This is a genomic window from Candidatus Binatota bacterium (genome assembly GCA_012960245.1).
Lineage (GTDB): Bacteria > Desulfobacterota > Binatia > UBA1149 > UBA1149 > UBA1149.
In genome coordinates, this window is record DUBO01000050.1 from 57,093 (window position 1) to 70,604 (window position 13,512).

Annotated in this window: 13 protein-coding genes; all 13 read right to left on the reverse strand. The window is 62.4% G+C overall.

Annotated elements, in window-relative coordinates; translation table 11 throughout:
• Window positions 1-49 precede the first annotated feature (49 nt).
• Window positions 50-445: an ATP synthase F1 subunit epsilon gene (atpC, locus tag EYQ35_08990; protein ID HIF64271.1), complete on the reverse strand. Its 396-nt coding sequence runs from the start codon at window positions 443-445 to the stop codon at window positions 50-52.
• Between the two features lies 1 nt (window position 446).
• Window positions 447-1,853 carry a F0F1 ATP synthase subunit beta gene (gene atpD / locus EYQ35_08995; GenBank protein HIF64272.1) on the reverse strand — a complete coding sequence of 469 codons (1,407 nt, stop codon included), beginning with the start codon at window positions 1,851-1,853 and terminating at the stop codon, window positions 447-449.
• Between the two features lie 81 nt (window positions 1,854-1,934).
• Entirely contained in the window at window positions 1,935-2,828 is an 894-nt protein-coding gene (gene atpG, locus EYQ35_09000) for an ATP synthase F1 subunit gamma (protein ID HIF64273.1), read from the reverse strand.
• Window positions 2,829-2,877: 49 nt separating this feature from the next.
• Window positions 2,878-4,386 carry a F0F1 ATP synthase subunit alpha gene (locus EYQ35_09005; protein HIF64274.1) on the reverse strand — a complete coding sequence of 503 codons (1,509 nt, stop codon included), beginning with the start codon at window positions 4,384-4,386 and terminating at the stop codon, window positions 2,878-2,880.
• A 98-nt stretch (window positions 4,387-4,484) separates the two neighbouring features.
• The gene (gene atpH / locus EYQ35_09010; protein HIF64275.1) at window positions 4,485-5,036 is read right to left on the reverse strand and encodes an ATP synthase F1 subunit delta; all 552 of its coding nucleotides are present in this window, start codon (window positions 5,034-5,036) and stop codon (window positions 4,485-4,487) included.
• Window positions 5,033-5,773 carry a hypothetical protein gene (locus EYQ35_09015; GenBank protein ID HIF64276.1) on the reverse strand — a complete coding sequence of 247 codons (741 nt, stop codon included), beginning with the start codon at window positions 5,771-5,773 and terminating at the stop codon, window positions 5,033-5,035. Before EYQ35_09015 ends, atpH begins: the two co-directional genes overlap by 4 nt.
• Window positions 5,677-6,105: a hypothetical protein gene (locus EYQ35_09020; GenBank protein ID HIF64277.1), complete on the reverse strand. Its 429-nt coding sequence runs from the start codon at window positions 6,103-6,105 to the stop codon at window positions 5,677-5,679. The genes EYQ35_09015 and EYQ35_09020 overlap by 97 nt, the downstream gene beginning before the upstream one ends.
• 195 nt (window positions 6,106-6,300) lie before the next feature.
• Window positions 6,301-7,284 carry a ParB/RepB/Spo0J family partition protein gene (locus tag EYQ35_09025; protein ID HIF64278.1) on the reverse strand — a complete coding sequence of 328 codons (984 nt, stop codon included), beginning with the start codon at window positions 7,282-7,284 and terminating at the stop codon, window positions 6,301-6,303.
• A complete protein-coding gene (locus EYQ35_09030) occupies window positions 7,247-8,077 on the reverse strand; it encodes a ParA family protein (protein HIF64279.1) in 831 nt (276 codons plus the stop codon). The genes EYQ35_09025 and EYQ35_09030 overlap by 38 nt, the downstream gene beginning before the upstream one ends.
• A gap of 251 nt (window positions 8,078-8,328) precedes the next feature.
• Entirely contained in the window at window positions 8,329-8,967 is a 639-nt protein-coding gene (gene rsmG / locus EYQ35_09035; GenBank protein ID HIF64280.1) for a 16S rRNA (guanine(527)-N(7))-methyltransferase RsmG, read from the reverse strand.
• Window positions 8,964-10,853 (reverse strand): tRNA uridine-5-carboxymethylaminomethyl(34) synthesis enzyme MnmG, encoded by a 1,890-nt coding sequence (mnmG, locus tag EYQ35_09040; GenBank protein HIF64281.1) that lies wholly within the window; start codon window positions 10,851-10,853, stop codon window positions 8,964-8,966. The genes rsmG and mnmG overlap by 4 nt, the downstream gene beginning before the upstream one ends.
• Window positions 10,854-10,873: 20 nt before the next feature.
• The gene (gene mnmE, locus EYQ35_09045) at window positions 10,874-12,265 is read right to left on the reverse strand and encodes a tRNA uridine-5-carboxymethylaminomethyl(34) synthesis GTPase MnmE (GenBank protein ID HIF64282.1); all 1,392 of its coding nucleotides are present in this window, start codon (window positions 12,263-12,265) and stop codon (window positions 10,874-10,876) included.
• A 15-nt stretch (window positions 12,266-12,280) separates the two neighbouring features.
• Window positions 12,281-13,510 carry a protein jag gene (locus tag EYQ35_09050; protein ID HIF64283.1) on the reverse strand — a complete coding sequence of 410 codons (1,230 nt, stop codon included), beginning with the start codon at window positions 13,508-13,510 and terminating at the stop codon, window positions 12,281-12,283.
• Between the last annotated feature and the right edge of the window lie 2 nt (window positions 13,511-13,512).

Here is a 13,512-nt window from a genome sequence, read left to right on the forward strand (position 1 = left end):
TGGATTTCGCCGAGCCGGCTTACGGGCGTCCGGATCTGGCCTGCCCGAGTCAGCTCACGCCCAGCCGTGTCTCGGCCAGCTTGAGAGCCAGCAGCGCAGCCTCGGTGGCAGCGGTATCAGCCGCCGGATCGTCGAGTGTCGCCTGGGCCTGGTCACGGTCCCGGGCTGCCGCTTCGGCGTCAATTTCGCCTGCCGGTTGGGCGCTGTCAGCGAGTACGGTGACTATATCGCCCACGACCTCGGCGTATCCGCCGCTCACTACGAGCTCGTGATTGTCACCCTTTGCGTCGGTGTAACTGAGCACACCGGTGTCCAGTCCGCCAAGAAAAGTAACGTGCTCGGGCAGTACACCGAACTCCCCGGCGACACCCGGAGCCGTGAGCTCACTGACCTCGGTATCGGCGAGGACCCTTTCCGGGGTCACTATGCGAAGGCGAAGGTTCACGTCAGGCCGCCATCTTCTCGGCTTTCTCGCGGGCCTGTTCGATGGTGCCTACCATGTAGAAGGCCTGCTCGGGCATATCGTCGTGCTTGCCTTCGATCAGTTCCTTGAAGCCCGAAATCGCATCTTCGCGCTTGACGTAAACACCCGGCGTGCCGGTAAAGGTCTCGGCAACGTGGAAGGGCTGGGAAAGGAAACGCTGCACCTTGCGGGCCCGAGCCACCACGAGCTTGTCCTCTTCGGAGAGCTCGTCCATGCCAAGAATCGCAATGATGTCCTGCAGATCCTTGTAGCGCTGCAGGACTTCCTGCACCGAGCGGGCCACGTCGTAGTGCTCTTGTCCCACCACGTTGGGGTCAAGTATGCGCGAGGTTGAATCCAACGGATCTACGGCCGGGTAAATGCCCAGCTCGGCGATCTGCCGCGACAATACCGTAGTGGCGTCCAGGTGGGTAAAGGTCGTTGCCGGCGCCGGGTCGGTGAGATCATCGGCCGGCACGTAAATCGCCTGCACCGAGGTAATCGAACCCTTAGTCGTGGTCGTGATGCGCTCCTGCAGGCCACCAAGATCAGTACCCAGGGTGGGCTGGTAACCCACAGCCGAAGGCATGCGGCCGAGCAGGGCCGACACTTCCGAGTTGGCCTGCGTGAACCTGAAAATGTTGTCGATGAACAACAGAACGTCCTTGCCGTCATGGTCGCGAAAGTACTCGCAACAGGTGAGCGCCGTCAGGGCCACCCGCGCACGCGCGCCGGGCGGCTCGTTCATCTGCCCGTATATCAACGCCGTCTTGTCGATAACCCCCGACTCGCGCATCTCCATCCAGAGGTCGTTGCCTTCACGGGTGCGCTCGCCTACGCCCCCGAACACCGAGTAACCTCCGTGTGCCTGGGCCAGGTTGTTGATCAACTCCATGATGATGACGGTCTTGCCAACGCCAGCACCGCCGAACAGTCCGATCTTGCCGCCCTTGGCGTAAGGACAAAGAAGGTCGACCACCTTGATGCCGGTTTCAAAAGCCTCGACGGCCGTCGACTGCTCGGTAAACTCGGGGGCAGCCCTGTGTATGGGCCACCTTTCGGTAGCCTCTACCGGTCCACCGCCGTCAACCGGCTCGCCGATGACGTTGAGAATGCGCCCCAGGACCGCCTCGCCCACCGGGGTGGTGATGGCCTGGCCGGTGTTGGTGACCTCCGCGCCGCGCACCAGTCCTTCGCTGGAGTCCATGGCTATGGTTCGTACCGTGCTCTCGCCGAGATGGGCCGCGACCTCCATTACCAGGTTGTCGGGCTCGTCATTGATAGCCGTGTTGGTGACCGTGAGAGCGGTCAGGATGTCGGGCACCTCGCCGGGTGGAAATTTCACGTCCACCACTGCGCCCATCACCTGGGTTATCCTGCCTTTAGCCATTACTGCTCGTCTCCTCCGTAGTTTGCCGCCACCCCGCGTTGGCCTGCGGCCCACGCTCGAGTGCGTCAGTCCCTGTGTACCTTAACCGTTGAGTGCCTCGGCTCCGGCGATGATCTCCATGAGTTCACCGGTAATCGTTGCCTGCCTCGCCTTGTTCATCTGCAGTGTCAGCGCGTCCATCATCTCGCCGGCATTACGCGTGGCGCTGTCCATTGCCGTCATACGCGCGCCGTGTTCACTCGCCGCCCCTTCGAGCATCGCCTGGTAGACGGTGGTCTCCAGGTAACGGGGCAACAGGCCCGCCAGCAGCTCCTCGGCCCCCGGCTCAAACAGGTAGTCTGTCGCCTCATCGTCGTTCTCGGCGCTTCCAGCGGCGCCGTCCTGCTGCGACGATGCCTCCCCTCGGTCGATGGGCAGTATCTGCCGGGTGCGGACTATCTGGGTCATGGCCGATTTGAACTCCGAGTAAACCAGGTACACCGAGCCGGCGTCGCCCTCGGTAAACAAGCGGGCAGCCTCGGCTGAAACTTCACGCGCGAGCTCCAGGCTCACCCCGCCAGGTACGTTGACGTGCGCAGTCAAAACACGGTCGCTGCGCTTCTTAAAATAGTCATTGCCCCGCCGCCCACAAACGGTGAGCGAAGCACCCTTTCCCTGCTCAGACGCCATGAAAGCCTCTGCGGCCTTGGAAAGGTTGCTGTTGTAGGCTCCGCAAAGTCCACGGTCCGACGTGATCAGCAGCACGTGCACCGGCGCGTCGCTACCCTCGCCCAGAAATGGGTGCGAGGAAGCCTCGACCCTGTTGGCCAGGTTGGCCAGCAGCGACTGAAGCTTTTCAGAATACGGGCGCGACGCGGCCACCTGGTCTTCCGCCCTGCGCAGCTTGGCGGCCGACACCATCTTCATGGCCCGCGTTATCTGCTGGGTGCTGCGCACCGAAGAGATGCGCTTACGGATGTCTTTGAGGTTGGCCATTGTAGTTTCCGGTCAGTTTTTCCTTGTTCCTGTTCAGCAGCGCGCCGGTTCAGGCCGCGAAGATTCCCTGGAACTGCTCAAGCGCCGCGTCGAGCTTCGCCTTGAGATCGTCATCGAGTTCTTTTTTCTCGGCTATGGCCGGCAGCAACTCGGCATGCGAATTGTCGAGGTAACTCATCAACTCGCTCTCGTAGCGCCCCACATCCGACGGGCTGACATCGCCCATCAATCCGTTGGTCGCCGCGTAGAGAATCACCACCTGTCGCTCGATGGGCATGGGCTCGTACTGCCCCTGCTTGAGCACTTCGACGAGCAGTTCGCCCTGGGCCAGCTGTTTCTGGGTGGCAGCGTCAAGATCTGATCCGAACTGCGCAAAGGCCGCCATCTCGCGAAACTGGGCGAGGTCGAGGCGCAGTGTCCCGGCAACTTTTTTCATCGCCTTGATCTGGGCCGCACCACCCACTCGAGAAACCGACAGGCCCACGTTCACCGCGGGGCGAACGCCTGAAAAGAACAGGTCCGACTCGAGGTATATCTGCCCGTCGGTGATCGAGATCACGTTGGTGGGAATATAAGCCGCCACGTCGCCGGCCTGGGTCTCGATGATAGGCAGGGCTGTGAGCGAACCTCCCCCCACGGAGTCATTCATCTTCGCCGCGCGTTCGAGCAGGCGCGAGTGCAGATAGAACACGTCACCCGGGTAGGCCTCGCGCCCCGGCGGCCGTCTGAGGAGCAACGACAACTGGCGATAAGCGGTGGCCTGCTTGGACAGGTCATCGTAAACGATCAGGGCGTGCTGGCCGTTGTCGCGAAAGTATTCACCCATGGCCACGCCCGCGTAGGCCGCGAGGAACTGCAGCGGGGCCGCCTCCGACGCCGTGGCCGCGACCACTATGGTGTAGTCCATCGAGCCGTGTTTCTTGAGGCGGTCTACCACCTGCGCCACCGAAGACCGCTTCTGGCCGATGGCGACGTATATGCAAACCACGTCGCCGCCCTTCTGGTTGATGATGGTGTCTATGGCCACCGCGGTCTTGCCGGTCTGTCGGTCTCCGATGATCAGCTCGCGCTGGCCACGACCGATCGGGATCATCGAATCTACGGCCTTGATACCCGTCTGCAGTGGCTCGTTCACAGACTGCCGATCCACGATGCCAGGCGCCTTGACCTCGATGCGGCGGCTCTCGCTGCTCTCGATATCACCCAGTCCGTCTATGGGCTGGCCCAGTGCGTTGACCACCCGCCCGAGCAGGCCCTTGCCCACCGGAACCTCGGCGATACGACCGGTACGCTTTACCTCGCCGCCCTCAGAGATTTTTTCCGGGTCGCCGAACACGGCCGCGCCAACGTTGTCCTCTTCGAGGTTCAACGCCATGCCGTAAATACCACCCTCAAACTCAAGCAGTTCGCCCAGGGCGACGCGGTCAAGTCCATGTATGCGGGCGATGCCGTCGGCGCTCGAAAGCACGCGACCGGTTTCACGGATCTCAACCTCGCGGTCAAAGTTCCGTATCTCGTCCCTGATAATATCGCTGATCTCTGATGCCCTGATCTGCATCACTTCTCCCTCGGGTCGTGTTGCCCGATTTCCCTGTTGTCTTTTTCAGTCATCATTTCTACGTTCGCTCTTCTTCCGGGGTACTCGGCTAACGAAACTCAGCCGTTCCCGCCCATGCTACGGGCCAACCTTCGCAAGCGCGTGCGCACGCTACCGTCAAATACCCGTCCCTGCACTTCTACTTCGACTCCGCCCAGCAGGTCAGGATCAACCTCGAGCTCTGGCAGCACGGTACCACCGGTCCGACCACCCGCGAGATCAGCAAAACGCTGCGCGATGGAATCGAGCTCGGCTGCCGTAAGTTCGCTGGCCGACCTGACCGCGATTCTCACGCGACCCTCGACCTCGTCCTCCATGGCGCGATAACACTCATCTATAGCCGGCAATTCGGCCAGCCGGTCCTTTTTGGCGAGCAGCCTCACGAAACGCCCGATCGTTGAACCCTCGCCGGCACCCGCCACCATGGCGGCGGCAATTCGCTGTCGTTGGGCAAGGCCCATGCGGCCAGCGGCCAGCGGATCCCCTTCCACCCCGCCCAGGCCATCGGCGAGTTGCGCCAGCTCCTGCCCGGTTTCCTGTACCCGGTTTTCTTCGTCGGCCAATGAAAACAGGGCCCGCGCGTAGCGCCGTGCTGCGGCTCCCGAAATCACTGGAGGCTGTTCTCCCCGGTCGTCTTCTCAGCCGCCGATACTTCCTTGAGAAACTCTTCGATCAAGCGGCTGCGATCGGCGTCGCCGAGTTTACTGGCCAGTGTTGTAGAGGCCAGCTCAGCAGCGAGCCGAGCGGCCTCGGCACGCAAGTCGGCACGCGCTGTCTCGTAGTCACTTTGCGCGGTGCGACCGGCCTCGGTAAGCATGCGCTCGGCAGCTTCACGCGCGGCAATGAGCAATCGCTTGCCGTCGGCCTCGGCCATCGCCCTGAGTTCGGCCGTTAGTTCTTCGCGCGCCTGGTCAAGACCCGCTAGTTTTTCCTTGTACTCGGCCTGAACACGCTCGGCCTCTTCTTTTGCCCGCGCGGCGGCCGACATGGCTTCCACGAGTTCCTTGCGACGAGAGGTGAGAAAATCGCGCAGCGGCGCCGAAGTGAAACGGTGGAACAGGAAAACGAACAGGCAGAAGTTGAATACCGAAGCACCCAAATTGAACCAGTCTCCACTGCTGAGATGATGCTCGCTGGCGTGACCGGCATCGCCGGCTGCCAGAGCAAACCCGGCGCCCGCGAGAACAGCCAACAGCGTGGCGGCGGCCGAAAAAACTCCGTGACGGGCAAACCGGGCTGCGCTGGGGTCGGTCACGATTGCCCACCGAGGACGGCCTTGACCATCGCGTCTGCCATCTCTTCTGATTGTGCCTTCAAGCTGCTGCGCGCCTCGTCGCGACTCTGCCAGACTTCCTTCCTGAGTGCGGCCAGGTTGTTGGCGGCCTCTTCCCGGGCTTTCTCAAGAATCACGGCCTCGTCTGCGCGCGCCTGGCTCCTGACTTCTTCGGCAGCCACCTGGGCCTGGGCCCTGCTGGCCTTGAGCTCCTTCTCGTAACGCTCGTTCATCTGCTGGGCTTCTTCGCGACCGCTGGCGGCAAGGTCCTGGTCGCCGGCCGTGCGCTGTTCGCGCTCCTCGAGCAGCTGCCCGAAAGGCTTAAACAACAGGCGATTGAGCAGGTAAGCGAGTACAAAAAAGCTTACCAGCTGAATGATAAAGGGAGCTTGCAGTTCGAAATTCATCTATCGAACGGTCCAGTAAAAAGGTCCTGTCTCAAGGTCACAGCGCAGTGGAGGTAACCACGCGGATAACCGGTTTGTAGATCAAAGCGGGCCTTTCCGGCGCCCAACGCGCCGGAGCCTCTCGGCCTAACCTTGCTTGGCTAACACCGCCCGAAGAGCTTGTCAAAACTGTTCCCGGGCGAAGACCCGACAGGGTCAGGCCAGCAGCCGATCGGCCAGCCCGCTAAGCTCTTCTTCCGAGTAGAACTCGATCTCCACGCGACCGCCTTTACCCTTACGACGCACCCGCACGCGCGTGGAAAGTGCACGCCCGAGCTGCTCCTCCAGCCCACTTGTTTCGAGATCCGCAGAGCCGGCCTTCGAGCCAGTCTGCTCCCCATCATCGGTGGCGCTGCCAGCTTGGGAATCGATGATACGGCGCACTTCTTTCTCTGTCTGCCTGACCGACAGACCCCGTTTGCACACTCTCTTTGCGGACTTTATCTGCAAGGCAGCCGTCGGCAGCGCAAGCAACGCGCGGGCGTGGCCCTCGCTCAACTCCGAGCTCTCGAGCAGTTCTTTGACCGGCGCCGGCAAGCCATTCAAGCGCAGCGAGTTGGCAACGCTTGCACGCGACTTACCCACCCGCCTGGCGACATCCTCCTGGGTGTAGCCGTATTCGTTGACCAGTCGCCGATAGGCCGAAGCCTCTTCCAGGGGTGAGAGATCCTGCCTCTGTATGTTCTCAACCAGCGCAAGTTCGACCAGCTCGCCCTCGGAAACCTCTTCGCGCACGATAACCGGCACCTGCTGCAGGCCAGCCAGTGTGGCCGCACGCAGACGACGTTCGCCGGCTATGACCTCGTAACCACCCTTGCTGCGAGTAACAACCAGCGGCTGTATGATGCCGTTCTGCTTGATCGAATCCGCAAGCTCGCGCATCGGCTGCTCATCAAAGTTGCGCCTCGGCTGACCGCGGCCCGCCCAGATGCGCTCCACGTCCACGAGGCCCTGGCCCTTGGGCCAGCTCGGCAGGCCACCCGCAGCCTGGCCTTCGACAGCCTGGCCACCAGCTCCCGGCTTTACTTCTGTCCGCGCAGAGCTTTCCGAAGAAGCATCGTCGGGGCCGGCTTCGCTGGCAGTGGCCGCCCCGAATATCGCGTCAAGCCCTTTGCCCAGTGCTTGTCTCCTGCTCACTATGCCCTCCTGCCCGACTCTCCGACGAGCTTGTTCTTAATATTTTCGTCAGCAATTCTTCGCCTGCCGCGCGGTAGGCTTCGGCCCCCTTTGACGCCGGGTCGTACAACAGCACCGGCAAGCCGTGCGAAGGGCTCTCACTTATTCGGACGTTGCGCGGGATGACCGTGCTCAACACAAGGCTCTGAAAATGTTTCCTTACCTGTTCAGCCACCTGGCGGCTGAGTGTGGTCCGACTATCAAACATTGTCAGCAGTATGCCGTCGACCACCAGCGCTGGGTTGAAAGCGCCGCGTATGCGCTCCACCGTGTCGAGCAGGCCTGTGAGCCCCTCAAGTGCGTAGTACTCGCACTGCAGCGGGATGAGCACCGAGTCAGCTGCCGACAACGCGTTGACGGTAATCATCCCCAGCGAAGGCGGGCAGTCTATAAGAACGCATTCATAGCCAGACCGCACTTCCTCAAGCTTTTCACGCAGGCGGTACTCCCTGGCCTCTTCGCTGACAAGTTCAAGCTCAGCCCCCGCAAGGCTGCGGTCAGCAGGAATTACGTCGAGTTCGGCGAGCTCGGTGGTGCATAGGGCCGATGAAGCCGGCGTGTCGTTAACGAGTACGTCATAGACCGTAACCCCGCTACTGCTGTTGGCTCCGACCCCGCTTGAAGCGCTGCCCTGGGAATCAAGATCGACGAGTAGCGTACGGTGACCGGTCAAGGCCAACGCCGCAGCCATATTGACGGCGGTCGTAGTTTTACCCACACCACCTTTTTGATTTGCTACTGCTACTATGCGCCCCATCGACCCATCCGCCCTTCTCCCCTTGGAATTATCACGCCAGAAGCCTGATTGCGAGCCTTCTGGGCACAGCGGCGGGCACATTCGGCAATACAGGCCGCCCTATACGGATCGAAGGACCGGATTAATTCCGGCTGAGAATTGTTTCACGTGAAACATCTACCGGAACCAAAGCACCACTGAGGCGGACTTGTGAAACGATCTGCCACGGGCTGAGCGGGAAATTGTTTCACGTGAAACAATCTGGCGACTGTTCAGCCCTGGCTGTCGTCGTGCAGCCGATAAACGAAGAGCCGGCGGCCACCGGCCCACCCTAGATCGTAATCCTTCTGCCGCTCAAACTGCAGGCCACCGTGCCCGGGGTCGGGCTGAGCCGCAGTGCCGCCGGCCATGACCAGCAGGCGCCCCCCATCGCGAAGCAAACCCGCCCCCGTCTCCATGAAACGATGCGGGGCCTGAAAAGCCCGCGACACCACGGCGTCAAAACACCGGTCCCGGACCTCAGGGGATTCGACGTCCTCGTTGATTACGCTGCAGTCGGTCAGCTCACAGCATCTGACCACCTGTTCCAGAAAGCCGGCCCGCTTGCGGCGTTTCTCAACCAGGGTTACACGCACGCCCGGCATAACCACCGCCAGGGGCACACCAGGCAAGCCCGCGCCGCTTCCGAGGTCAACAATGTCGCTGCAGCCCGAAAGGCAGTCTACCAGGGCCAACGAATCAAGCAGCTGGGCTTCTACCGCATGTTCTCGGGGGATAGCTGTAAGCCGCTGGACCCGGTTCCAACGGTAAAGCTCGTCGAGATAATCTATCAACCTGAGCGCGAGCTCGTCGTCCAGCGCCAGCCCCAACGAGGCTGCTCCAGCCTGCAGCCTGGAGAGCTCGCCTTTCATGCACTGCGCTTTTTGAGATGAATCGCGATGGCCGAGACCGAAGCCGGTGTCAGGCCACTTACCCGGGAGACCTGGCCCAGTGAAGTAGGCCTTATACGCCCCAGTTTCTCCCGGGCCTCGGCCGACAAGCCCTCGACGGCCTGATAATCAAAATCCTCGGCCAGGGAGGTCCCCTCAAGCTTTTTCATTCGTTGAACTTCTTCGCGCTGGCGGCCGAGGTAGCCATCGTAGGCGGCCTCGGTCTGCACCAGGGCTGCCAGGTCAGGCTCAACGCGGGGTAGGGCGGTCAAGCCAGCCCGTTCAACGAGGCGGCCCAGAAGCTGGTAGTCAACCGCCGGCCGCCTCAGCATCTCCCAGCAACTCGTAGAGCCGGTAGGCACCGCTACCCCCGCTTCGCCAAGACCGGCACGAAGCGCGCCATCTGGATTGAGCCGGGTTGACTTCAGGGCCGAGGTGACCCGGCGCAAGCCGCTCTCCCTGCGCTCAAGCGAGGCCAGCCGCTTGTCACTCAGGACGCCGATCGATCGCGCGTGGGCAGCCAGCCTCAGGTCGGCATTGTCCTCTCTGAGCAGCAATCGATACTCAGCCCTCGAAGTGAACATACGATAGGGTTCGCCCTCAACACCGCGGGTAACGAGATCGTCTATCATCACGCCAATGTATGCCTCATCACGACCCAGCAGCAGGGCATCGCTACCGGACAACAAGCGCACGGCATTTATACCTGCGATGAGGCCCTGGGCCGCCGCCTCTTCATAGCCGGTGGTTCCGTTGATCTGACCGGCCAGGAACAGGCCACCCAGCACCCGGGTCTCTAAGGACGGACCGAGCTGGGTAGGCTCCACGTAGTCGTACTCTATGGCGTATCCCGGCCTCACGATGATGGCCTGCTCCAGCCCCTCGATGCTGCGCACGAACTGTTCCTGCACCTCCAGCGGCAAGGCGGTCGACAGGCCGTTGGGATAGACCTCATCGCTGTCCAGGCCTTCGGGTTCAAGAAAGATCCGATGAGTATCCCGCTCAGGAAAGCGTACGACCTTGTCCTCCAGGGCCGGGCAGTAGCGGGGACCGCCGCAGTCTATCGTGCCGTTGTACATTGGCGATTTCTGAAGGTTATCGCTTATGATGCGATGCGTCATCGGGTTGGTCGCGGTAAGGTAGCAGCTCAACTGCTTCAGAGGAGGGACGATGTCGTCAAAAGAAAAAGTCGGCATGTCCGGGTCGCCCGGCTGCTCGACCAAACGATCCCAGGCTATGCTGCGTGCCGACAGCCGCGGGCAGGTACCCGTCTTCAACCTTCCCGTGAGCAGGCCGACATCGCGCAACGAAGCGCTCAGCCCGTGCGAGGCCCGGTCGCCAGCCCGACCACCACTGCTCTGCCTGTGGCCTTCGCGGATCAACCCCTCGAGAAAAGTACCCGTGGTAACGATCACAGCAGGCGCAAAGTAAGCTTGTCCGTCGCCGCTCAGCACGCCCCGCACCCGACCAGCATCGTGCAGCAGTTCGGTGACCTCGCCTTCAAGCAGGGTAAGCCCTTGCGTGTCGCGGGCCACCTGCGTCATACGGCGACTGTAGAGCAGCTTGTCGGCCTGGGCGCGGGTGGCCTGCACCGCTGGGCCCTTACGCGTGTTCAAGCGCCGGAACTGTATGCCACACTCGTCAATGGCACGGCCCATTTCGCCACCGAGGGCATCGATCTCGCGCACCAGGTGGCCCTTGCCTATGCCGCCAATCGCCGGATTACATGACATGCGCGCAAGTCGGTCCGAGTCCATGGTCACGAGCAGCGTGCGACAACCCGAACGCGCTGCCAGCAGCGCGGCTTCCATGCCGGCGTGACCTGCGCCGATGACGATTACGTCATAATCTGTATCCATGCTTCCCATTGTCTCAGCCGCCGGCTCTCTTACTTGCCCACGCAGAACTCAGAAAATATCACGTCCAGGATATCTTCGTTATCCAGAACCTCGGTAAGCGCCGACAGTCCTTCGAGCCCCTGCCGTAGCTCAAAGGCGATCAACTCGCTACCGGCCCGGTCGCGCAACAGGCCACTGGCCTGCTGCAATGCGAGCGCAGCCTTTTCAAGCGAAACGCGGTGCCGCTCCCTGCCCATGAAGGCAGGTTGCCCGGGCTCGCCCAGTACGCTGTTGAGCTTGTCGCGAACGGCCTCGGCCAGCTGTTCACAGCCTTCGCCCGACAGCGCCGATACCCCGAGCACCGGGGCACCATCAGCGGCCTGCGACAGGCGCATACTGTCCAGCGAGCAACCGAGATCGAGCTTGTTGAGTAACAACAGGTCGGCTCCAACAGCAAGCTCAATATTGGCCTCGAGCAGTTCAGGCCGCGAACCGTCCACCACCAACACGCGCAGGTCGGCCTCCTGCATGGCCTGCCGACTACGCTCGGTAGCGGCACGGTCCAGATCGGTCATGTTCGCTCTCGTGTCTCCGACCAGGTGCTCCCCCAGGCCGGCGGTGTCGGTCATCACCAGCGCCAGCCCAGCAAGATCGACGGTCTCCTGTACGCAATCACGGGTGGTTCCGGGTTCGCTTGAGACGAGCACCCTGCCGTGCCCGAGCAGGGTGTTGAAGAGACTCGACTTACCGGCATTGGGCAAGCCGTAGAGCACCAGTCGACAGCCCTCGCGCAGGCGACGGCCGAGGGTGAAAGAGTCGAGCAAAGAGGCCACTTCGGATTGCAGACCAGCCAACGCCAGCAGCGACGCCTCCGGATCGGGTTCTCCTATTTCCTCTTCGCTGAAATCAACGTCGGCTTCCGCCGCTGCGAGCAGCCCGCACAACTGCTGCCTGAGCGAAGCCAGCCTGGTCGACAGACCGCCCTGCAGCTGCTCCCAGGCGGCTTCGGCGGCTAGCCCGGCAGGTGCGTTTATGAGATCGATCAAGGCCTCGGCCTGGCTCAGGTCCATGCGGCCGTTGAGCACCGCCCGGCGCGTGAACTCGCCCCTGTCGGCAGGCCTGGCGCCGGCTGCATGAACCGCGCCCATGATCCTCTCTACCACCACGGGCGAACCGTGGCACTGGATCTCCAGGCAGTCTTCGCCGGTAAAACTACGGGGGCCTGGCATCACCACGCACAACACCTCATCAATCGGGCGTTCGCTGACGGGGTCGACCGCGGTGCCGTGACTGAGCTTCCAGGGCTCGAGGGGCCGATCGGGGGACGGTCGAAAAACCGCCGCGGCTATGGCCGGTACCAGCGCCCCGCTGACCCTCACGACGGCTATCGCCGCTGTCCCGGCGGCCGTCGCGCAGGCAGCAATCGTATCGGTCTTGTACAAGGGCGTCGCCCCCGCTCAGGCAGCCACCGGGGCGGGAGCGTGACTGTCTATTTCCTGATCGTGGCCGAACTCGCCTTCGCTGACCACGGCCTCATCGACAACCGGTAACATGCGTATCTTACGATAAAAGCCAGAGCCCAGTATGCGCAGCTTGAGACCCTCGGTCTCGGCCAGGGCACCCTGGAAAACCCGCCGGTCCGCCGGGCTCATGGCCGCCAGTTGAACGCCCTTTACGTCGGCGATCACCTGCTCGCCCAGCCTGGCTGCAAGACTTTCAAGCACGGTGGCCCGCAGCGCGCGGTAGTCGCCTATATCGACGGTGACGCGCAGCCGATCAGCCCGCTCGCCTTTGTGAATCATGCGGTTGAGCACGTGCTCAAGCGCGTCCAGGCACTGGGCCTCAGGGCCGACCAGAATGGCATCGGTTTCAGATCTGACCGTCACCACGACTTCGTTTCCGTCGTCCACGAGGCTGGCGCTCACCCGGCCCGGAAAACCCATGGAAGCGATCAACTGACCCATGAGTTCGGCTCCGAGATCGCAAAGTTTTGCTTTTTCTTCTTCGCTCAAGGGCGGCGAGGGGGCCTGCTTCTCCTGTTGCCTCTCGGGCTGTTTCTCCCGCTGAGTCCCGGATTGCTGGCTATCAGATTGCTGGCTATCAGATTGCTGACCGCCACCCTGACCACCACCACCCTGACCACCGCGGCCCCTGCCGCGACGGCCACGCCGGCGCCCACTGCCACTGCGGGCTTCCTGGTTGCCGCCCCGGCCAGCGTTGCCGCCCCGGCCAGCGTTGCCTCCCTGGCCGGCGTTGCCGCCCTGGCCAGCGTTGCCGCCCTGGCCGGAAGCGGTATCACCATCCGCAGCCGAAGCTCCGCCACCACGATTCCTGGTGTCGTCGCGCTTCTTGTCATCACGCTTCTTGTCATCACGCCGAGCCCGGCCGCCACCCTCTCGGCGATTGCCGCCACGAGAAGCCCCGCCATCACCTTCACCGCCACGACGACGTCCGCGCCGCCGACGTCCGCTTTGCTCGGCCATGTCGTAACTCTGGCCGTCGTCCATGACACCCGGACGGGGAGTTGCCCGTACCTGGGCACGACGGGCGCCCACGCCAAGGAATCCCTTGCGCGGATGCCGCTGTATTTTTATCTCAACACGATCACGGGTCAGCCCGAGCTGATTAAGAGCCAACTGAATGGCTTCTTCGACCGTAACTCCCTGTACCTCGACGCTATCTGACATCG